Origin of the sequence: Zhihengliuella flava (genome assembly GCF_015751895.1) — a bacterium.
Lineage (GTDB): Bacteria > Actinomycetota > Actinomycetes > Actinomycetales > Micrococcaceae > Zhihengliuella > Zhihengliuella flava.
Window position 1 is genome coordinate 424,768 of the sequence record NZ_JADOTZ010000001.1, and the last position, 20,838, is coordinate 445,605.

Sequence of the window (20,838 nt, forward strand, 5' to 3'; positions counted from 1 at the left end):
CGCGCCCGTTCCGTGCTCTGCGCAGCCACCCCCAGGCCCTGAACGGGAGGGATTTCAGCAGCGCGCGCCCACTTGGAGCGGGACGGGGAGCGGGCGGAGCGGCGCGGCCTGTTCGAGCGTGGCATAGAGGCCATTCTGCCGCGAGCGGCGCCAAGGGTTAAACGCAGCGGAACCAAAGAAAAGCTAGAGTAGTCTGCTGTGCGACTCGTGATTGCCCAGTGTTCCGTTGACTACGAGGGCCGCCTCCGTGCCCATCTCCCCCGAGCAACCCGCCTGCTGCTGGTGAAGGCCGATGGCTCGGTCTTGGTTCATTCCGACGGCGGCTCGTATAAACCCTTGAACTGGATGAGTCCCCCCGCCGTCATGCGCAGTGTGGAACCCGAGGAAGAGGACCGCACCGTGGGGGTGACCGAGGTCTGGCAGGTAGCCCATCAGAAGAGCGACGATCGCCTCATCGTTCGCATCTACAACAAGCTTCATGATTCATCCCACGAACTCGGCATAGATCCAGGCCTGATCAAGGACGGCGTCGAAGCCGACTTGCAACGGCTCTTGGCAGAACAAATCGAAACGCTGGGCGCTGGCTATTCCTTGGTGCGTCGTGAGTACATGACGGCCATCGGGCCCGTGGATCTTCTGGCCCGCGATTCGCAAGGCGCCACGGTGGCGATCGAACTGAAGCGTCGCGGCGACATCGACGGCGTCGAGCAGCTCACCCGCTACCTTGAGCTGATGAACCGGGATCCACTGTTGGCGCCGGTGCGGGGAATCTTCGCGGCCCAGCAGATCAAGCCGCAGGCCCGGACTCTCGCCGAGGACCGAGGCATTGAGTGTCGGATCCTCGATTACGACGCCATGCGCGGCGTCGACGATTCCGCGTCGCGCCTGTTTTAGTCGCTCGCTCGAGCGCCTAGGATGGCCCCATGGCGCCAGAGGAGACCACCACATCGCATCCTTCCCCATCCCGTCGATATGCGGTGACTGGCACGCTCGTCACCGACGCTGGCTTGATCGACGACGCTCTCGTCGCCATTGAGGGCGACCGCATCGAATACGCCGGAACGGTGGCAGACTTCACACGCCGCAACGACGCCGGGGATTTTCCCGTGCGAATGAGCGGAGCGCGCATCATGCCTGGCCTCATCGATCTGCATTGCCACGGGAGTTTTGGAGGCGACTTCTCGACGTCGGACGCTCCCACCCTTCGCGCCGCGCTCACCCGACTGCATGCTGCGGGCACGACGACGCTCGTGGCCTCGCTGATGTCCGATCGCGCCGAGGCGATGTTGAGCGCGGCCGAGAGGATTGCTGAGTTCGTCGACGATGGCATGATCGCTGGGATCCATGCCGAAGGCCCTTTTCTTGCTCCCGCGCGCGCGGGAGCCCAAGACGCGACGGCCTTTCGGGACCCCGATCCAGCGTTTGTTGATGAGCTCATCGCGGCGAGCCGCGGTGCACTGCGCACGATGACGTTCGCCCCGGAGCGGCCTGGAGCCGATGCCCTCATCGAACAACTCGTTTCCCACGGAGTCATTCCATCGATCGGGCACACCGACGCCAGCACTGAACTAACCCGCCAGTCCCTCGACCTCGCTCTCGAAGAACTGTCCTCGGCTGGTTTCGATGGCTACACAGAAATCCCCACGGTGACCCATCTTTTCAACGGCATGGCGCCCTGGCACCACCGCACACCGGGGGCGGCTGGCGCGGCACTCGAGTTTGCATTGCGGCGCCGGGCCCGAATTGAAGTGATCGGCGATGGCCACCATCTACACCCGGATACGTTGCGCATGCTCCTCCTAGCGGTGCCGGAGGAGTGCCTCGCGCTCGTAACGGACTCCACCGCGGCAACGGGTATGCCCGATGGTGATTATCCACTGGGGCAGCTCCGCATCAGGCGAAGCCAGGGACAGGTCCACTCGGCTGAGGGACACTTGGCGGGAAGCGCCTCGACCCTTTTGGACGCGGTGCTGTTGTGCGTTGAAGCCGGCGTCGACATGCTACGGGTCCTGCCAGCCGTCACGACCGTGCCGGCGGCTATTCTGGGGCTTCAAGACGAGGTCGGCGCCCTTCATGAGGGCTTCCGCGCAGACCTGCTCGTGCTCGACGAGTCCTTGGATCTCGTCGCGACGATCCGCGCCGGAGAGGTCCTCACAGAGTCACCGTGATTTAACGCAATATTCTCTCATCCGCGTTGCTGCGCACAGACGCATATGTGATGCTGATCTTAGCTTTTGTGATGGTGATCGGCAAGCCCGCAAAGCAGGTTGCGGGTGAGAATTCCGTGGGCCCACCCTGGGGACGCTGGCTTTTCACCTCCCAGCCGCCTCGCCGAAGGGATCGGCGAGAGTGCAACACACAAGGAGAATTGAATGGCTCAGGGAACCGTCAAATGGTTCAACGCGGAAAAGGGCTTCGGCTTCATCACCCCGGATGGGGCCGAGAGTGATGTCTTTGTGCATTACTCCGAAATTCAGTCCAATGGCTTCCGGACGCTCGATGAGAATCAGCGCGTGGAATTCGAAGTCGGCCAGGGAGCCAAGGGCCCCCAGGCCACCGGAGTCGTTGCCCTGTAGAGGCCGGTACAGACGCGAAACGCCCGGTGGGCCCAGACTTAATCTGGGGCCACCGGGCGTTCGTTTGGCTCGCTAGCGCCAAGTTCCAACTCCCACGACGGGACCAGCCTCAAGCCATGAGCTAAGACCGGTGTAGGCGCCATAGTCCATGGCGAGCTCGATCTCGTCGCCTTGGTACCTGAGTAAGGTAATCACCCACCCGGCCGGCAAACGCCGTGCATCACTGCCTTGCACCTCGCGCCACCCGTCCAGTTCAAGGGAACTACGCAGGTAGCGCCGCCGCGGTATGGGAGACAACGAGTAAAGCGCCAGGAACTCCAACTCTCTGTCCGTATAACGACAAACCCCCGCCCGCCATCGCCCTGAGGCGAGGCGGACGGAGGCGTCGAACGTGCCGAGCGCTCGGCGCAGCTGGAACCGACGAAGCGTGAAGGCACCGCACACCACACACAGTGCGGCTACTGCCGCAATGATGAGGAGAATGCCGACGTCGCTCAAGGTCTTCTTATCGGTTTCCTGCCGAGGCAGCGTCCTGGAGCTTCGCGTTGTCTGCCACAATCACGACCCGGTTGTTGTCGACCGAAAAGAATCCACCCTCTGAATCGACCAGGATTTTGGAACCGGCAACCGGCGTGATTTCGAGTTGACCAGCTTCCATGACAGCCAGGACGGGAGTGTGACCCGGCATGACGCCAATGTCACCATCCGTGGTGCGTGCCTTGACCAGGGTCGCGGCGCCGGACCACACGAAGTGATCCGCCGCAACAATCTCAACGTCCAGTTCAGCCATGATTACTTCGTCGATTCCTGGATCTTGGCCCACTGGCGCTCGACGTCATCGAGGCCACCGACGTTGTAGAACGCCTGCTCGGCCACGTGGTCCATCTCGCCATCGCAAATAGCCTTGAAGCCCTCGACGGTGTCCTTCAGGGACACAGTCGAGCCCTCAACACCAGTGAACTGCTTGGCAGTGTAGGTGTTCTGGGAGAGGAACTGCTCAATGCGGCGGGCACGGGACACCGTCACCTTGTCCTCTTCGGAGAGCTCGTCGACGCCGAGGATCGCGATGATGTCCTGCAGTTCCTTGTTCTTCTGCAGGATCTGCTTGACACGCACGGCCACGTCGTAGTGCTCCTGACCCACGTACTGCGGGTCGAGAATACGCGACGTTGAGGTCAGCGGGTCGATCGCTGGGTACAAGCCACGCGAGGCGATGGCACGGGACAGCTCGGTGGTGGCGTCCAAGTGGGCGAAGGTCGTCGCCGGAGCCGGGTCGGTGTAATCATCGGCCGGCACGTAGATCGCCTGCATGGAGGTAATCGAGTGACCCTTCGTCGACGTGATGCGCTCCTGCAGCAGGCCCATCTCGTCGGCCAGGTTCGGCTGGTAACCCACAGCGGAGGGCATACGGCCCAGCAGCGTGGACACCTCGGAACCGGCCTGCGTGAAGCGGAAGATGTTGTCGATAAACAGCAGGACGTCCTGGTTCTGCACATCGCGGAAGTACTCCGCCATAGTCAGCGCGGACAGTGCCACGCGAAGACGCGTTCCTGGCGGCTCATCCATCTGGCCGAACACCAAGGCGGTGTCCTTGAGGACTCCTGCCTCTTCCATTTCAACCCAGAGATCGTTGCCCTCACGAGTACGCTCACCAACACCGGCGAACACGGAGGTACCACCGAAGTTACGGGCAACACGGGTGATCATTTCCTGGATCAGCACGGTCTTGCCGACGCCTGCGCCACCGAAGAGGCCGATCTTGCCACCCTTGATGTAGGGAGTCAGCAGGTCAATCGACTTGATGCCGGTCTCCAGCATCTCGGTCGCGCCTTCAAGATCCGCGAACTTCGGAGCATCGCGGTGAATGGACCAGCGATCGCTGGCTTCAATGGCCGAGGCCTCAACGTCCAGCGGCTCACCGAGCACATTGAAGATGTGGCCCTTGACGCCGTCGCCCACCGGAACGGTGATCGAGGCGCCGGTGTCGTTGACCACCGTGCCGCGGACGAGTCCGTCCGTGGCCTGCAACGAGATGGCACGCACGAGGTTGTCACCCAGATGCTGGCTGGTCTCGAAGGTCAGCGTCTTGGTCACGCCGTTAAGCGTGACCGTGGTGGTCAGAGCGTTGTAGATGTCGGGAAGGGCGTCCGCCGGGAATTCGACGTCGACGACCGGGCCGATGACGCGCGCGATGCGGCCAGTGGCACCGGCGCCCGCGGCGGCGGCTCCCTGCTCATTCAGTTGGGCAGTCATGTCTCTCACTTCGCTTGAGTGTCTAGCGTGGATTACGTGTTTAGCGGCTGGCTAGGACGCGTTCAGTGCGTCCGCACCGCCCACGATCTCGGTCAGCTCCTGGGTGATTTCCGCCTGGCGCGCGTTGTTCCGGAGCCGGGTGTACTTCTTAACCAGCTCGGAGGCATTGTCACCAGCCGCCTTCATCGCGCGCTGGCGCGCCGCGAGCTCGGAGGCCGCAGCTTGCAGCATGGCCGCAAAGATGCGCGATTCGATGTAGCGGGGCAGCAGAGCGTCCAGAACCTGTTCGGGTTCCGGCTCGTACTCATAGAGCGGCAACAGGTCCGAGGCGTCGGTGGCCTCTTCCTCGACCACCTCGAGCGGAAGCAAGCGCGACACCGCTGGCTCCTGCAGCACCATGGACTGGAACTGCGTGTAGACGAAATGGATCTCGTCGACACCACCGTCCGCAAAGTCCGTAGTGAAATCCTCGAGAAGGGCGGTGCCGATCTCACGTGCGGTTTCAAACTCCGGGCTGTCGGTACCGCCGGTCCACACCTGGGCGTACTCACGTCCGCGGAAATCGAAGTACGCCTGAGCCTTGCGGCCAACGAGGTAGTACTTCACTTCCTTGCCTTCGGAGCGCAGTCGCTCAGCCAGGCTTTCGGCATGCTTCAGAACGCTGGCAGAGTAGGCGCCGGCCAGTCCGCGGTCCGAGGACATGATCAACACTGCGGATCGACGAACCTCTTCAGGCTCGTTGATCAGCGGGTGATCGAGTTCGGCCTGGGACGCAGCGGCAGAAACAGCACGGGTGATCGCGTTCGCGTACGGCAGGGAGGCGTTCATGCGTTGACGCGCCTTGCCGATACGGGACGTAGCGATCAGTTCCATCGCCTTGAAGATCTTGCCCATCGACTGAGTCGATGCGATCTTCTGGCGGTAGACCCGAATCTGGGCTCCCATGTTTTTCCTTTCCTTGTCCTCGTCCTGAGGCGGACAAACTTTCGTTTGCCCGCCTCAGGGCTCAGAAGGTGTCAGCGCTTCTGCGTGACGATCTGTTCGTGGCCGACGGCGTCCGCGTCAATCGCCTCGTGCTCTTCGTGGCCTGCGCTGACGAACTTGTCGTCACCCTGACCAAAGAAGCCCGGCTTGAAGTCCGCAACTGCGGCCTGCAGCGACTCCACGGTGGAATCCTCAATCTTGCCGGTCTGAGCCAACGTGGTGAGGATATCGGTGCGGTGACGCAGGTACTCGAGGAACTCACCCTCGAAGCGGCGAACGTCAGAAACGGGAACATCGTCCAGGTGACCGTTCGTGCCGGCCCAGACGGACACAACCTGTTCCTCAACCGGGTACGGCGTGTACTGGCCCTGCTTGAGCAGCTCCATGAGACGCGCACCTCGAGTCAGCTGCTGCTTCGACGCGGCATCCAGATCCGAAGCGAACATGGCGAAGGCCTGCATGTCTCGGTACTGAGCCAGCTCCAGCTTGAGGGTACCGGAGACCTTCTTCATCGACTTCACCTGCGCGGCACCACCCACACGGGAGACCGAAATACCCACGTCGACAGCCGGGCGCTGGTTGGCGTTGAACAAATCCGACTGCAGGAAGATCTGGCCGTCGGTGATCGAGATGACGTTGGTCGGAATGTAGGCCGACACGTCGTTTGCCTTGGTTTCAATGATCGGCAGACCGGTCATCGAACCGCCACCCAGCTCGTCAGAGAGCTTGGCACAACGCTCGAGGAGACGGGAGTGCAGGTAGAAGACATCGCCCGGGTAGGCCTCGCGTCCCGGCGGACGACGCAGCAACAGCGAGACGGCGCGGTAGGCCTCAGCCTGCTTCGAGAGGTCGTCGAACACGACCAGAACGTGCTTGCCGCCGTACATCCAGTGCTGGCCAATGGCCGAGCCGGCATACGGCGCCAGGTACTTGAAGCCAGCGGGGTCAGAGGCCGGGGAAGCGACGATCGTGGTGTACTCAAGCGCACCCTGCTCCTCGAGGGTCTGACGTACAGCCGCGATGGTCGACGCCTTCTGGCCGACGGCCACGTAGACGCAGCGGACCTGCTTGGTCACATCGCCGGACTCCCAGTTGGCCTTCTGGTTCAGGATGGCGTCAACCGCAATAGCCGTCTTACCGGTCTGGCGGTCGCCAATGATCAGCTGGCGCTGTCCGCGGCCGATCGGAATCATGGCGTCGATCGCCTTGATGCCGGTCTGCAGCGGCTCTTCGACGGACTTGCGCTGCGTCACGCCAGGGGCCTGAAGCTCCAGAGCACGGCGGCCCTCGGCCTCAATCTCGCCCTGATCGTCGATCGGGTTACCCAGCGGGTCGACGACGCGGCCAAGGAACTTGTCACCCACCGGAACGGACAGAATCTGTCCGGTGCGCTTGACCTCCTGGCCCTCCTCGATCCCGGTGAAGTCACCAAGAACGACGACGCCGATCTCGCGAGTATCAAGGTTCTGGGCCAGGCCCTGAACACCGTTCTCGAACTCAAGAAGTTCGTTGGCCATGACGGAGGGAAGTCCCTCCACCTTGGCGATGCCGTCACTTGCCGTGGTGACGCGCCCGACCTCGACGCGATCTGCGGTGCCCGGTTCGTAGGACGCCGCGAAATCGGTCAAGGCATTGCGGACGTCATCGGCGTTGATGGTCAAATCGGCCATCTGCAGTCCCTGCTCTCCTGTGTATCTGTCATCGTCCGCACGGAGCGTCGATGACGGGGTTTGATTCAGTCTGTGATGCGGCTGCTGTTCCGCGCCGTGCGGATCAGCTGGCCAATCGACGTCGTAGTTCGCCCAAGCGGGCGATGGTCGACGCGTCCAATACTTCGTCGCCGATGGCCACGCGGATGCCGCCGACCAGCTCAGGTTCGATGCTGACGTTGAGCGTCAGCTCGCGCCCGTAGAGGTTGTTCAGGCCAGCCTGCAGTCGCGTGGACTGCTCCGCCGTCAGCGGACGGGTGACGCTGACGTGTGCAATCCAGCGCTGTTGCCGGTGAGCAACCAACTCGTTGAAGCGGCGGACCAGTTCGACCGGCTTGAGCCCTCGCGGGGCGGAAACTGCCTGGCCGATGAGAAGTTTGGCGGGTTCGCTGGCTTCGGGAACCAGCTTGAGCGCCAAGGTCCGCTTCGCTTCCGCGCTCGCCTGAGGCTCGTCTAGTGCACGCTGGAGGTCATGGCTACCGCCCACGACCTCGGTGAACGCGAAGAGCTCAGCCTCGAGTGCATCCAGACCTTCCACGCCGTTCTGGCGCTCTGCTACGGCCACAGCGGCCGTCGCGGCGAGCACCTCAAGGGCATCCCCGATGTCGCGTGCCGAGCGCCAACGCGCAGCAGCGAGGTCCGCTGCCGTGGCTTCCGCCGCAGCGGAGACCTTGCCAGCCACCAGCCGCGACAACAGTGCGGCCTTGTCCTTGCCATCGCGTGCTGGATCAGTCAGTGCGCGGCGCAGACCAGCGTTGCCGTCTAGGAGGCTCAGGATGGTGAAGAGATCCTCAGCCAGCGACAGATCGGCAGTAGCCAGTCGTGATTCCAACTGCTGCTGTGCCGCTGCCAGTGACTCGCTCGATACGCCTGCCATTAGTTCGATGCACCTGCACTTTGCTGGGACTCGAGGTCCGCCAGGAAGCGATCCACCACGCGGGCCGAACGCTCATCGTCTGCGAGAGACTCGCCCACGATCTTCCCGGCAAGTTCCGTTGCGAGCGTGCCGACCTCGTTGCGCAGCGAGGCGACAGCGGATGCCCGCTCGGCCTCGATCTGGGCATGAGCCTGCTCGGTGATGCGAGCGGACTCGGAAGCGGCCTTCTCCTTCAGCTCTGCCAAGATCTGCGCGCCTTCGGCGCGAGCTTCCTCGCGGATTCGGTTGGCTTCGGTCCGTGCGTCCACCAACTGCTGCTTGTAGTCCTCAAGCGCAGCGTTGGCTTCGGCTTGCGCCGCCTCAGCCTTGGCGATGCCGCCTTCGATGGCCTGCGAACGTTCCTCGTACGTCTTCTCAAACGCAGGAACGACGAACTTGGTCACAATGAACAGCAGCACTGCGAAGCCCAGAACCGTGACGAGAATCTCCCACCAGTTGGGGAGCAGCGGATTGGCTCCCTCAGCAGCTGCGAGAATAACTGCCTCGTTCATTTTTCACCCGTCTTTCTGAAGATCGTATGGATTGATGGTGGGCATGGTGGCCCGAGATCAGTTCCAGACGAAGGCGAACACGAGGCCGAGGATGGCCAGTGCTTCGGTGAAGGCCAGACCCATAAAGGCCAGCGGCTGGAGAACGCGCTGGGCCTCCGGCTGGCGGGCAACGCCGTTGATGAATGCAGCGAAGACGAGGCCCACGCCGATGCCGCCGCCGATAGCGGAGAGGCCGTAACCGATGGCATTGAGGTTGCCGGAGATTTCCATTGTTTTCCTTTCACGATGCCGCCCCGGTGCATCCGGATTGGCAGGTTGGTTCCGTTGTTGTCGACCCCCGCGAAGAGGGACAGCTATTTAGTGGGCCTCTGAAATCGAGCCCTGGATGTAGACCGCGGTCAGCAGCACGAAGACGTAGGCCTGCAGCACCTGGATGAAAATCTCAAACAGGTACATGCCGACGCCACCGGCCATGGTCAGGACACCGAGTACCGGCATGGCGCCGGAGGTTTCAGTGAGCAGAAAGGCCGACCCGGAGGCCGCCAAAGCAATAATCATGTGCCCCGCGAGCATGGTGGCGAAGAGTCGCAAGGAATGCGTCAGCGGGCGGACCAAGAAGGTGGAGACGATCTCGATCAGGATCACGGGCACCAGGAACGCCTTGGGGACACCGGACGGGACCACGGCCACCTTGAAGTAACCGATGCCGTGACGCTTGATGCCGAGGACAATCCACGTGATGTACACCATGCCGGCCAGCGCGTAGGCGGTTCCAACGTGCGAGGTGGTCGGCAGCTGGATGAACGGGATCGAGCCAAAGAGATTATTGACAAGAATGAAGAAGAACAGCGAGACGAGAACGGGAACGAAGGGCTTGAAGTCCTTCTCACCGATCAGGTCCTTCGCCACGTTGTTGCGCACGAAGTTGTAGCCGGACTCGCCCAAGAACTGGAACTTCCCCGGCACCATCTGACGACGGCGCGATGCGGCCACCAAGAACCAGGAAATTAGTGCCACCGAGAGCAGCACCAGCAGCATCTGCTTGCCAAAGCCCTCCCCGTAGTGGGCGCCCCACGGAAGAATTTCCGGTAGGTGCAAGTCATCGATCGTCGGGGCAACGAATCCTCCGGATTCATTGGTAGCCGCCGGAAGCGCAAGCGGGATCAACGCGTTTCCTCTCTGCAGTGTCCGTCTTTGGGCATGTAGGTCTTCCGCTGGACGCGGGATTCCTTAACTTTGAAGTTGTTAGTTCCTGTTGCCGGTTTCGTCTTCGTTCCGCCGTCGATAGGCGGTGCGATGGGCGTTGGCGAGGAGTCCGCCCGCCAGAGCGCCGATGGCGACCCCGGCAATCCATATCCAGCGGGTCTGCAACAGGAAATCCAGACCCCAGCCTACCAAACCGAAGGCGATCGCCCCGCCCACGATGTAGTTGATGAATTCGCGGGTCCACGAGCCATTTGTCGGCTCACGGTAGACCGACTCAAACCGTTCCATGCGCACCTCGCTCCCCCGCGCTAGCCCCGTCGTCGTACAGCTGGAAACGGAAGCGTGAGAAGACCACCATTTCGGTGGCTTGCCACACGATGACGGCCCCCACCGCCGCTCCCAAGAACCACTCACGGACAAGCCAATCGGGCGTGCCCATGAGGAAAACGACCGCGCCAAAACCCACCACCTTGACCAGGTATCCGGCCATAAAAGCCCCGAGGGCGGCGCGGGGGTGGCGCAGGCCAACGAAGTGGCCGATCAGGAGGGTGATGCCAAAGAACACGACGACGAGCGCAGCAGCTGCGAGGACGGAGTACACGGCGTTGAGACCCGAGATGAGGCCCGCCGGGAGAATCGCCGCAACGGTAGCGATGGTGATGACCAGTGCACTGGCGCGCAGAAGGCGCAGCCACGGCTGCGTCGTTTCCCCGGCAGCCGAGGGACGCATCGCTGCGTCGGCTCGAGTCTGGCTCATCAATGTCCCGTCGGTACGTGGTGCTGGCGGAATGAGTCATGTGCCCGTATGGGCACCGAGAGAAATTCTACACGACGTAGAGACGTTCGTGCTACATGCCACGTCTCTGACGGCGCGCACTGACGCTGCGGCGCAACCACGGCCACATGGTCAGGATGGCTGCTCCTACCGTCAGCAAGGCGTTGACGCCGACAATGATATGCCAATCGAACTCTTTGAAAATGAAAGCGACTGAACCGAAGGCGACGATGGCAGACCAGAGATACAAGACGAGGACCGCCTGGCGCTGCGTGTAGCCGCCGTCAACCAACTTATGGTGTAAGTGGCCCCGGTCAGCGGAAAACGGGGAGCGGCCGTTCGCCGTGCGACGGATGACGGCCAGCGCCAGATCTAGGAGCGGCAGCAAGATGACTGCCACGGGGAGCAGGATGGGCATATAGGCCGGAATGTTCCGGAACCGATAGCCCTCCTGTGCACCCACGTCGCCAGTGACCATGATGGCCGCGACGGCCATGAGCAGCCCGATCACCATCACGCCGGACTCGCCCATGAAGATTTTGGCAGGGTTGAAGTTGTGCGGCAGGAATCCGAGGCACGCACCGAGCAGCAGCGCCATCAGCAACGCGGCAAAGTTTGAATTGTCGTACTGATTGATCGTGCGAGCCAGCCAATAGCAGTAGACAAAGAACGCTGTCGCCCCAATGGCACCGACGCCGGCAGCTAACCCGTCGAGTCCGTCGACGAAATTAATGGCGTTCATGGTGAGCACGATGAGAAAGACCGTGAGTAACCACTGCGCTGGCCCAGAAGGGATCCCGATCCAGCCCACCGGCATCGCTTCGAGCCGGATTCCGCCGGAGACGGCCACGGCCCCGATGAGGATCTGGCCGCCCAGCTTGTAGTACCAAGACAGGTCCCGCAGATCGTCGATCACACCGATCACGAGGGCCAAGATGGCCGCGGCGAGGACGCCAAGAACCGGACCGGGATCGCGGAAGGAGCCTTGCAGGAAATCCATGCGAGACGCCACGGCGAGGCCGAGGAGAATCGCCACGATCATGGCAACGCCGCCGAGTTTGGGGATCGGCGACTTGTGGACATCACGTTCGCGGACCTCGGACGGTCCCACGCGCGCTCCGATGCGGCGGACGAGCGGCGTCAGCAGAAAGGAGATCGCAAACGTCAGCCCAATCAGCAGCAGATAGAGTCGCATCGAGCGTCAGGACCTCTCGTCGCCGGAGGTCTTTCCTGTTGACTCGGCGATCTCCGCGCCGCTGTCCCCTGCCTCACCGTCAGATTCAGCCACCGTCTCGGCCGCATCCTCACCTTCGCCCAGGAGGTCGGGAATCACCTCGCGCAGTGCCGCCAAGGAAATCGCGCCTTGGCGAACCACCGCGGGCGGCTCGGCTGTGAAGTCGATGATCGTCGAGGGCAACGCATCCGTCCCCCGGTCGCCGTCGGACAAATAGACGGCCACCGATTCGCCCAGCATGTCTTCGGCCGCATCTGCATGCGTTGCCGCTGGGTGTCCCGTCCGATTGGCCGAGGAAACGGCCAGCGGACCCGTCCGCCGCAGCAGTTCCAAGGCGGCGCCGTCGTCGGGCATTCTCAGGGCCACCGTGCCCTTGGTTTCTCCCAAGTCCCACGTGAGCGAGGGCTGTGCGTGCAGGATGAGCGTCAGCGCGCCCGGCCAGAATCGCTGCGCAGCGGCGCGGGCACTTTCGGGGACATCGACGGCTAGGCCATCGAGCGTCTCTGGCCGCGGGATCAACACGGGCGGCGGCATGGTGCGGCCACGCCCCTTGGCCGCCAACAGGGTCGCGACGGCCTGCGGCGAGAACGCGTCTGCGCCGATCCCGTACACGGTGTCGGTCGGTAGGACGATGCACTGCTTGGCGGAAATGGCCGCCTCGGCGGCCTCCATCCCTGCCTCGCGATCCTGCGGGTCCTGGCAATCAAAACGAGATGTCACGAAGGTCATTCTTCCATGTAGATCGACTATTCCGGCTCAAGGAACCGGCTGAGTGACGGAGCATCCCGCTGCCGTCACGGATCACACTTTGACAGCGGAAGTGCAGCGTGGACGCCCGGTCAGGTCCAGATGCGATTGCGCCCTCACCCACCGACGACGATCCGCAAAGAGGCCTAACGCCAAGCGCTCCTGAACTTCAGCATGCTCCATGGCCACGACACCCCCGGGCCGCAGCAGCCGCCCCGCGCTCTGCTCCACCGCTCGCGGAAGATCCATACCATCCGCTCCCCCGCCATAGAGTGCAAGCTGAGGGTCATGCGTGCGGACCTCGGGTTCCTGAGGCACCGCATCGGGCGGTATGTACGGAGGGTTGGAGACGACGACGTCGAATTCCGCCTCGAGATCGGCATACGCCGTCCGCAGGTCCCCCACCCGCAGCTCCACGCCCCAGGGCGAGAGATTACGCTCGGCCCAGGCGGCGGCGAGCTCGCTCACTTCCACCGCGTACACCCGCGCCTCAGGGACCTCTGCGGCCACCGAAGCGGCCACAGCGCCCGATCCGGTTCCCAAGTCGACGACGATGGCGCGGCCGCTGTGCTCAAGCGCCTGACGAGCGGCATCGATGGCCAGCTGGGCGAGCGTCTCCGTCTCGGGGCGAGGAACGAAGACTCCCGGACCGACGTGTAGCTCCAGATTCCGGAAGTACGCCCGACCGGTCAGATGTTGAAGAGGGATGCGGTCGGCCCGCTGGAGCACGAGCTCCTCGAAGTGGTCCGGGACCTCGGTCCCCAGCAACGCGAGCGCCCCCACGCGGCCACGGCTCACCTCCAAGACGTGCGCCGCCAGCAGCTCCGCATCGGCACGGGGGCTCGGGACGCCGGCGGCAGCCAGTCGAGCCGTGGCCCAGCGGAGGGCCTCGTCGAGGTCCGCACCGGTGCCACCAGAAAATGGGGTATTCACGTGGTGACTACCCGTTGCTTTCGCCCAGCTCCGCGAGGCGCTCGGCCTCGTCCATCTCGATGCAGGAGGCAATGACTGGGTCGATATCACCGCCGAGCACGGCATCCAAGTTGTACGCCTTGTATCCCGTGCGATGATCCGCGATGCGGTTTTCCGGGAAGTTATAGGTGCGGATGCGCTCGGAGCGATCCATGGTCCGGATCTGCGAGGCGCGAGCCGCGGAATTCTCCGCGTCGATTTCGGCCTGCTGATGGGCCAGCAGGCGCGAGCGAAGTACGCGCATGGCCGCTTCACGGTTTTGAATCTGCGATTTTTCGTTCTGCATGGCCACCACGATGCCCGTCGGTAGGTGGGTGATGCGCACCGCGGAGTCGGTGGTGTTGACGGACTGACCACCGGGTCCTGAGGACCGGTAGACATCGATCTTCAAATCGTTCTGGTGAATCTCGATTTCTTCCGGTTCGTCGACCTCCGGCAGCACCAATACTCCGGCGGCCGAGGTGTGGATGCGCCCCTGAGACTCCGTCACCGGAACGCGCTGGACGCGGTGGACGCCACCTTCAAATTTCAGGTGCGCGTACACGCCCTCCGCCGGGTCGCTGGAGGAACCCTTGATGGCCATCTGGGCGTCCTTGTAGCCTCCGAGATCGGACTCGGTGTAGGAGATCAGCTCGGTCTTCCACCCCTTCGACTCGGCGTAGCGGGTGTACATCCGCAACAGGTCTCCAGCGAACAGGGCCGCCTCATCGCCACCTTCGCCGCCCTTGACCTCCAAAATGACGTCGCGTCCGTCGTTCTCGTCCCGCGGAATCAGCAGGCGTCGGAGACGCTCTTCGGCCTCAGGCAACGCGGCCTCGAGCTCTTGAGCCTCCTCGGCAAACTCTGGATCCTCGTCGGCCATCATCTGGGCGGTTTCCAGATCATCGCGCAGGCGCGTCCAGCGCTTGTGGGCCTCGACGATGCCGCCCAGCTGCGCGCTGCGGCGACCCAGTTTCCGGGCGCGGGCCTGGTCCGCGTACACGGCAGGATCGGAAAGCTCCTTCTGGAGCTCGTCATACTCGTCGAGAAGGCCCTGAACGGATTCGAACATCTCTTACTTCTTTCCAGTTGTGCTCAGCTGGCGGTGCCGCTCATGGCAGAACAGCGGCGTCGTCGACAGTTTAGTGCGCCCCGCTCGCCGGAAGGACGAGTGGGCGGTGTTAATGGCAGAACGCCCGGGGTGGCCGGTGCGCATGGTGCGCACGGGCCACCCCGGGCGTTGACGAAGCTAGTTGTCGTTCTTAGAGCCCAGCGTCGTTTTGGAGACAGTCATCAAGAATTCGGCGTTGGATTGCGTCTCCTTGATCTTCGTCGTAAGCACCTCCAAGGCCTGCTGAGTCTCAAAGCCGGAGAGCAAACGACGCAGGCGCCACATGATACGCACCTCGTCTGCGGAGAGGAGGTTTTCCTCGCGGCGAGTACCGGACGCGTTGACATCGACCGCCGGGAAGATCCTCTTGTCCGCGAGCTGGCGGGAGAGGCGCAGCTCCATATTGCCAGTCCCCTTGAACTCCTCGAAGATGACCTCGTCCATCTTGGAACCCGTCTCCACCAGAGCCGTGGCCAAGATCGTCAACGAGCCGCCGTTTTCAATGTTGCGGGCCGCGCCAAAGAACCGCTTCGGCGGGTACAGCGCGGACGAGTCGACACCGCCGGAGAGGATGCGGCCGGACGCGGGTGCGGACAGGTTGTACGCGCGGCCGAGGCGCGTCATGGAGTCGAGGAGTACGACGACGTCCATCCCCATCTCCACGAGGCGCTTGGCGCGCTCAATCGCCAGCTCCGCGACCGTCGTGTGATCATCCGCAGGGCGGTCGAAGGTGGAGGCAATGACCTCGCCCTTGACGGACCGCTGCATATCGGTGACTTCCTCGGGGCGCTCGTCCACGAGGACCATCATGAGATGGACTTCAGGGTTGTTGAGCGTGATCGAGTTCGCGATCGACTGCAGGATCATCGTCTTGCCAGCCTTGGGCGGTGACACGATCAGGCCGCGCTGGCCCTTGCCGATGGGAGCCACCAGATCGATGACACGCGGGCCAACCTTCTTCGGCTCGGTTTCCAGCCGCAGGCGCTCCTGCGGGTAAAGCGGAACCAGCTTGTTGAACTCGACCCGGCCCTTGTTTTCTTCCGGCGTCTTACCGTTGATCGTGGTCAGCTTGACCAAGGCGTTGTACTTCTGGCGGCCTCCCCCGGAGGAGTTTTCGCCGTCGCGCGGGGCACGGATGGCGCCTGCCACCGCGTCGCCCTTGCGCAGGTTGTACTTCTTCACCTGGTTCAGCGAAAGGTAGACGTCATTGGGGCCGGGGAGGTAGCCGGAGGTCCGCAGGAAGGCGTAGTTCTCGAGCACGTCGAGGATGCCCGCCACCGGGAGCAAGACGTCGTCCTCACTGAGCTCGGTCTCGTCCACATCCGGCTGATTGCGGTTGCGCCCGCGACGACGATCGTTCCGGTTGTTCCGGTCGCGGTCCCGCCGATTGCGGTTATTCCGGTCGCGGCGGTTCCGCCCACCCCGGCCGTCGTTATCGTCGCGCTGTTCGCGGTTGTCCTCGCGCTGCTCGCGCTTGTCGCCCTCGCGCTTGTCACCGTCGCGCTTGTCGTCGCTCGCGTCGCCGTTGCCCCGCTGGTCGTCGCCTGAACCACCGCGGCGGTTACGTCCACGACGGTTGCGCCCGGAGCGTTCGGGACGATCGCCGTCGTTCTTCTCCTGCTCGGAGGCCTCCTGCTGGTCGGCCGACCGATCGGCGGACTTCTCCGCCGTCGACTCGCCGGCCGCAGCTGAGGCGTCAGCAGCCTCTTCCTTGCCCTGCGGCTGCGGCTCTCCGGCTGGCTGGGAGGCCTTGCGGGAGCCACGGCGTCCGCGTGAGCGCGGCGCAGCGTCCTCCGCCGCGGCGGAGTCTTCCGCAGGAGCGGCCTGCTTCGGGCTCTGCTGCTCACCCTGGGTACCGGACTCGGCCGGCTTTTCGGTCTTGGCAGCGGCGCGGGAACGCGTGCGCTTCTTCTGGGGCTCTTCCGACGCGGCTTCTCCCGAGTCGGCCTTCGCGTCAGCCTGCGGTGCCGAGGCGTCGCTGGCTGCGGCCTTCGCCGCCTGAGGCGCGGACTTCTTGGCGACCGAACCGCCGCGCTGGTGCTCGGAAATGGCGTCCACGAGGGCGCTCTTGCGCATCCGGGATCCGCCGGTAATGCCCAGCTGCGAGGCGAGGGCCTGCAATTGAGCCAGCTTGAGGCCGGCCAGTCCGGCGTTTTGTGGTGCAGATGATTTGGTGTCCACGCCCGATTCTGGGCTAGTGGTTTCAGTCACGAAGGTTCCTTCTCCCTCGTCGGGCGGGCTGTTCAGAGGCAAGCCCGCGAGATGTCGTCTCGTCGGCACCGCGTCAGATACGGCAGCCGACTGTTGTCGAGAACACGCCACGGAGGCGCTAATACTCACGATGTTCCGGTCATCAGTGATGCACGAACCACGGACAGTGGTAGTCGATGACGCAGTGAGAGCCGCACTAGGGCTGCGGGGCTCAAAGAACGACCCGATCCGCAGCGATACCGATGACTTCCGGTCTCTAGTGCGCCTCCACCATAACACCCGTAGTGCAAACGCCCGGAATTTCAACGCGCCACAGACCTAAACGCGCCGATTCGGACTCAATCCACTGGGCCACGTGCCCTGCCCGGTCGGCGCCGCGCGCCAGAATCAGGACGGTCGGTCCTGCTCCGGAGACGACGGCGGCGTGCCCGTCCGCACGCAGTGCGCGGATGAGTTTCGCTGAACCGCCCATGGCCGCAAAGCGGTACTGCTGGTGCAAATAGTCCTCGGTGCCTACGTGCAGTAGGTCCGGCTCGTGTGTCAGCGCCGTGACGAGGAGGCCAGCCCGGGCCGCGTTGGCGCACGCATCCGCGTGCGGCACGGAGGCTGGCAACAGACCGCGCGCGGCCTTCGTGGACAACTCGACGTCAGGAATCGCGACCACGGGCACGACGTCGTCGTGCAGGTCCAACGGCACCGTGTGCATGGCGCCATGCTCGGCGCCCGCACGAGCGGCTTCCTCGTAGGAAAGGGTGAGGCCCCCGTAAACCGCTGGCGCCACGTTGTCCGGGTGTCCCTCCAGCGCGGCGGCCGCCGCGAAGACGCCGTCGCGCCCCCCAGCTCGCTCGGCCACCTCGGCCGGTAGCAGGGCGTCCGCTGCGGCCAGCGCAGACACGATCGCCGCGGCCGACGAGCCGAGGCCGCGCCCATGCGGGATGCGGTTCGTGGCATCGAGTTCGAGGCCAGCCGGATCCACGCCCAGGTCGCGCCAGCGCTGCAGGATGGTGGCGGCGACGAGGTGGGACTCATCGGAGGGCAATCCCTCGGCGCCTTCGCCGGTGACCCGGACGGTGACGCCGTCGCGCTCCACGGTGCGGACGGTGAGCGTGTCCGTTAGTCCGAGCGCCAGGCCCATACAGTCGAAGCCGGGCCCGAGATTGGCGCTGGTGGCCGGGACGGTGACCGTGACGCCCCGGCCGGGCGCGATCGCTGCGTGCTTCATGACGGGAGCTGTGCCCTCCACGGTTTAGTTCAACCCGAGCGCTTCGGCCACCGCGACGACGTCGAAGGCGACCTTGGTGGGCTCGGCGTCCGTGCCGTCCAGATTCTTCAACGCCCACTGCGGGTCCTTCAGACCGTGGCCAGTGACCGTGATGACGATCGTCTTGCCGGTCGGAGCCGTGCCGGCCTCGTGGTGCTTCAGCAGTCCGGCCACACCGGCGGCGGAGGCCGGTTCGACGAAGACGCCTTCCTTGGAGGATAGCCAACGGTGCGCGGCGAGGATTTCCTCGTCCGTGACGGCATCGATGAGTCCCCCAGACTCGTCACGCGCCTGCTCAGCGAGCTCCCACGAGGCGGGATTGCCGATCCGGATCGCCGTGGCGACCGTTTCCGGCTCCGTGATCGGGTAGCCCTTGACGATCGGCGAAGCGCCCTCCGCTTGAAAGCCCCACATGGTCGGGGTCTTCGTCGCGACCGCCGGCAGCACGTCGCCGGTAGTCGTGGTGTACTCGGCGGCGTACTCCTTGTAACCCTTCCAGTACGCGGTGATATTTCCCGCATTGCCTACCGGAAGCAGGTGGTAGTCCGGAGCGTCGCCCAAAAAGTCCACGACCTCGAACGATCCGGTTTTCTGGCCTTCGATGCGAGCCGGGTTCACGGAGTTCACGAGGAACACCGGGTAGGACTCGCTCAGTTTACGCGCGATGTCGAGGCAGTTATCAAAGTTGCCATCGACCTGGAGCAGCTCGGCGCCGTGAGCAATCGCCTGCGAGAGCTTGCCCATGGCGATCTTTCCGTCCGGCACCAGCACGGCGCAGGTCAGTCCGGCCTGCGCGGCGTAGGCGGCAGCGGAGGCCGAGGTATTGCCGGTTGACGCGCAAACCACGGCCTTCGCGCCGGCCTCAACGGCGGCGGTCATGGCCATCGTCATGCCGCGGTCCTTAAAGGAGCCGGTGGGGTTCATGCCCTCCACCTTGAGGTACACCTCGTTGCCGGTGTGCTCGGAGAGCTTGGGAGCGTGAACCAGCGGAGTGCCGCCCTCCCCCAGCGTAATAACCCGGGTGTCTTTGGTGACCGGCAGACGGTCGGCGTATTCGCGGATGACACCGCGCCACTGATGTGCCATTTATTTTCCTTCGACTCGCACAACGGAAGAGACCGTCTTGACGACGGGGAGCTGTTCGATTTCTGTGACGGTGGCCGTCAGTGCCGACTCACGGCCAGCGTGGGTGATGATGCGCAGACGCGCCGCGCCGTCGTGGGCCTCGGAGCCTACGGTCTGCCGCATCGTTTCAATCGAGACGCCATGGCGGGAGAAAATGCCCGCGATCTCCGCCAACACGCCGGTCTGGTCGGCGACTTCGAGACTGATGCTGTAGCGCGTCGTGGACTCGGCGATGTCCAGCGCGCGGGTGGGCCGCGGCTGAGCTTCCTTCGCCGCGCCACCTCCAGCTGCCACGTCCCGGGCAATAGAGACGACGTCGCCCATGACCGCCGACGCGGTCGGAGCGCCACCGGCTCCCTGGCCGTAGAACATCAGCTCTCCGGCGTTCTCTGCCTCAACGAAGACGGCATTAAAAGCGCCGCGGACGGCGGCGAGCGGGTGCTGACGCGAGAGCAACGTCGGATGCACGCGGACGTTGATGCCTTCGGCACCCGAAGAATCCGTGGTCTTCTCTGCGATGGCCAAGAGCTTAACGACCATGCCAGCGTCCGCTGCGGCGGCGACGTCGTCCGCGGAAATCTCCGTGATGCCCTCGCAATACACGTTCTCCAAATCGAACGTGGTGTGGAAGGCCAATGAGGCCAAGAGCGCAGCCTTCGCGGCGGCGTCGTGCCCGGCCACGTCTGCCGTCGGGTCGGCTTCGGCGTAGCCGAGCCGCTGCGCCTCGGCGAGAACATCCTCAAACTGCGACCCGTGGGTATCCATGGCGTCGAGGATGAAGTTGGTGGTGCCGTTGACGATGCCGAGGACCTTAGTGATGTGGTCTCCGGCGAGGGACTCGCGGATGGGGCGCAGGATCGGGATGGCGCCAGCGACGGCCGCCTCATACAGCAGCTGGGCGCCGCCGGTGTGCGCCGCGGCCGTCAAGTCCGGCAGCTGGGCGGCGAGCAGCGCCTTATTGCCGGTCACCACCGAGGCGCCGCGGTTCAGGGACCGCTTGATGAGGGTGCCTGCCGGCTCGAGGCCTCCCATGAGCTCAATGACGACGTCCGCGCCATCGATGAGTCCTTCGGCGTCCGTGGTGAACAGCTCGCGCGGCAAGTCCCCCTCGCGCGGCGCATCCACATTGCGAACGGCGATGCCCGTCAGCTCGAGCGTGGCTCCGATGCGTGCGGCGAGCTCAGCCTGCTCGTCGAGCAGGATGCGTGCCACCTGCGATCCAACGTTTCCACAGCCGAGCAGCGCAACCTTCAGTGTCATCAGTGTC

Annotated in this window: 22 protein-coding genes; 3 read left to right on the plus strand and 19 right to left on the minus strand. The window is 64.0% G+C overall.

Translation table 11 applies throughout. The annotated features are described in order from the left end of the window. The first annotated feature begins 198 nt into the window (after positions 1–198). The 3 genes from nucS to IW252_RS02020 all read left to right on the plus strand — a co-directional run bounded on the left by nucS (position 199) and on the right by IW252_RS02020 (position 2,576). Positions 199–894 carry an endonuclease NucS gene (gene nucS, locus IW252_RS02010; RefSeq protein WP_196835043.1) on the plus strand — a complete coding sequence of 232 codons (696 nt, stop codon included), beginning with the start codon at positions 199–201 and terminating at the stop codon, positions 892–894. A 29-nt stretch (positions 895–923) separates the two neighbouring features. Beyond that, entirely contained in the window at positions 924–2,168 is a 1,245-nt protein-coding gene (locus IW252_RS02015) for an N-acetylglucosamine-6-phosphate deacetylase (protein ID WP_196835044.1), read from the plus strand. 204 nt (positions 2,169–2,372) lie between these two features. Then, on the plus strand, positions 2,373–2,576 hold the full coding sequence (locus tag IW252_RS02020) for a cold-shock protein (RefSeq protein WP_196835045.1): 204 nt from the start codon (positions 2,373–2,375) through the stop codon (positions 2,574–2,576). Positions 2,577–2,648: 72 nt separating this feature from the next. On the opposite strand, the gene IW252_RS02025 is transcribed toward IW252_RS02020, so the two are convergent. The 19 genes from IW252_RS02025 to IW252_RS02115 form a co-directional block, all read right to left on the minus strand. Further along, on the minus strand, positions 2,649–3,023 hold the full coding sequence (locus IW252_RS02025; RefSeq protein ID WP_331271545.1) for a DUF2550 domain-containing protein: 375 nt from the start codon (positions 3,021–3,023) through the stop codon (positions 2,649–2,651). A gap of 58 nt (positions 3,024–3,081) precedes the next feature. Beyond that, complete coding sequence (locus IW252_RS02030) at positions 3,082–3,366, minus strand: F0F1 ATP synthase subunit epsilon (protein ID WP_196835046.1); 285 nt, start codon at positions 3,364–3,366, stop codon at positions 3,082–3,084. 2 nt (positions 3,367–3,368) lie between these two features. Continuing rightward, positions 3,369–4,829 (minus strand): F0F1 ATP synthase subunit beta, encoded by a 1,461-nt coding sequence (gene atpD, locus IW252_RS02035; RefSeq protein ID WP_196835047.1) that lies wholly within the window; start codon positions 4,827–4,829, stop codon positions 3,369–3,371. Positions 4,830–4,880: 51 nt separating this feature from the next. Further along, entirely contained in the window at positions 4,881–5,774 is an 894-nt protein-coding gene (locus tag IW252_RS02040; RefSeq protein WP_196835048.1) for a F0F1 ATP synthase subunit gamma, read from the minus strand. A gap of 71 nt (positions 5,775–5,845) precedes the next feature. Continuing rightward, on the minus strand, positions 5,846–7,483 hold the full coding sequence (atpA, locus tag IW252_RS02045) for a F0F1 ATP synthase subunit alpha (protein ID WP_196835049.1): 1,638 nt from the start codon (positions 7,481–7,483) through the stop codon (positions 5,846–5,848). Positions 7,484–7,586: 103 nt separating this feature from the next. After that, positions 7,587–8,399: a F0F1 ATP synthase subunit delta gene (locus IW252_RS02050; protein WP_196835050.1), complete on the minus strand. Its 813-nt coding sequence runs from the start codon at positions 8,397–8,399 to the stop codon at positions 7,587–7,589. Then, positions 8,399–8,950, minus strand: a complete 552-nt coding sequence (locus IW252_RS02055; protein WP_196835051.1) for a F0F1 ATP synthase subunit B — start codon at positions 8,948–8,950, stop codon at positions 8,399–8,401. The genes IW252_RS02050 and IW252_RS02055 overlap by 1 nt, the downstream gene beginning before the upstream one ends. Positions 8,951–9,007: 57 nt before the next feature. Then, complete coding sequence (atpE, locus tag IW252_RS02060) at positions 9,008–9,220, minus strand: ATP synthase F0 subunit C (protein WP_102159851.1); 213 nt, start codon at positions 9,218–9,220, stop codon at positions 9,008–9,010. A gap of 87 nt (positions 9,221–9,307) precedes the next feature. Next, on the minus strand, positions 9,308–10,117 hold the full coding sequence (gene atpB, locus IW252_RS02065) for a F0F1 ATP synthase subunit A (protein ID WP_196835052.1): 810 nt from the start codon (positions 10,115–10,117) through the stop codon (positions 9,308–9,310). Between the two features lie 78 nt (positions 10,118–10,195). Further along, positions 10,196–10,444, minus strand: a complete 249-nt coding sequence (locus tag IW252_RS02070; protein ID WP_196835053.1) for a hypothetical protein — start codon at positions 10,442–10,444, stop codon at positions 10,196–10,198. Then, positions 10,431–10,913 (minus strand): hypothetical protein, encoded by a 483-nt coding sequence (locus IW252_RS02075; protein ID WP_196835054.1) that lies wholly within the window; start codon positions 10,911–10,913, stop codon positions 10,431–10,433. The genes IW252_RS02070 and IW252_RS02075 overlap by 14 nt, the downstream gene beginning before the upstream one ends. 91 nt (positions 10,914–11,004) lie before the next feature. Beyond that, positions 11,005–12,126, minus strand: coding sequence for an MraY family glycosyltransferase (locus tag IW252_RS02080; RefSeq protein ID WP_196835055.1), 1,122 nt, complete (start codon positions 12,124–12,126; stop codon positions 11,005–11,007). Positions 12,127–12,132: 6 nt separating this feature from the next. Continuing rightward, the gene (locus IW252_RS02085) at positions 12,133–12,894 is read right to left on the minus strand and encodes an L-threonylcarbamoyladenylate synthase (RefSeq protein ID WP_196835056.1); all 762 of its coding nucleotides are present in this window, start codon (positions 12,892–12,894) and stop codon (positions 12,133–12,135) included. A 72-nt stretch (positions 12,895–12,966) separates the two neighbouring features. Next, positions 12,967–13,845, minus strand: a complete 879-nt coding sequence (gene prmC, locus IW252_RS02090) for a peptide chain release factor N(5)-glutamine methyltransferase (protein WP_331271401.1) — start codon at positions 13,843–13,845, stop codon at positions 12,967–12,969. A 7-nt stretch (positions 13,846–13,852) separates the two neighbouring features. Then, a complete protein-coding gene (gene prfA, locus IW252_RS02095) occupies positions 13,853–14,935 on the minus strand; it encodes a peptide chain release factor 1 (RefSeq protein ID WP_196835058.1) in 1,083 nt (360 codons plus the stop codon). 177 nt (positions 14,936–15,112) lie between these two features. Next, the gene (gene rho, locus IW252_RS02100) at positions 15,113–17,185 is read right to left on the minus strand and encodes a transcription termination factor Rho (RefSeq protein ID WP_196835059.1); all 2,073 of its coding nucleotides are present in this window, start codon (positions 17,183–17,185) and stop codon (positions 15,113–15,115) included. 256 nt (positions 17,186–17,441) lie between these two features. Beyond that, complete coding sequence (gene thrB / locus IW252_RS02105) at positions 17,442–18,407, minus strand: homoserine kinase (RefSeq protein ID WP_196835060.1); 966 nt, start codon at positions 18,405–18,407, stop codon at positions 17,442–17,444. A gap of 24 nt (positions 18,408–18,431) precedes the next feature. Next, the gene (thrC, locus tag IW252_RS02110; RefSeq protein WP_196835061.1) at positions 18,432–19,532 is read right to left on the minus strand and encodes a threonine synthase; all 1,101 of its coding nucleotides are present in this window, start codon (positions 19,530–19,532) and stop codon (positions 18,432–18,434) included. Then, a complete protein-coding gene (locus IW252_RS02115) occupies positions 19,533–20,831 on the minus strand; it encodes a homoserine dehydrogenase (protein WP_196835062.1) in 1,299 nt (432 codons plus the stop codon). Positions 20,832–20,838 lie beyond the last annotated feature (7 nt).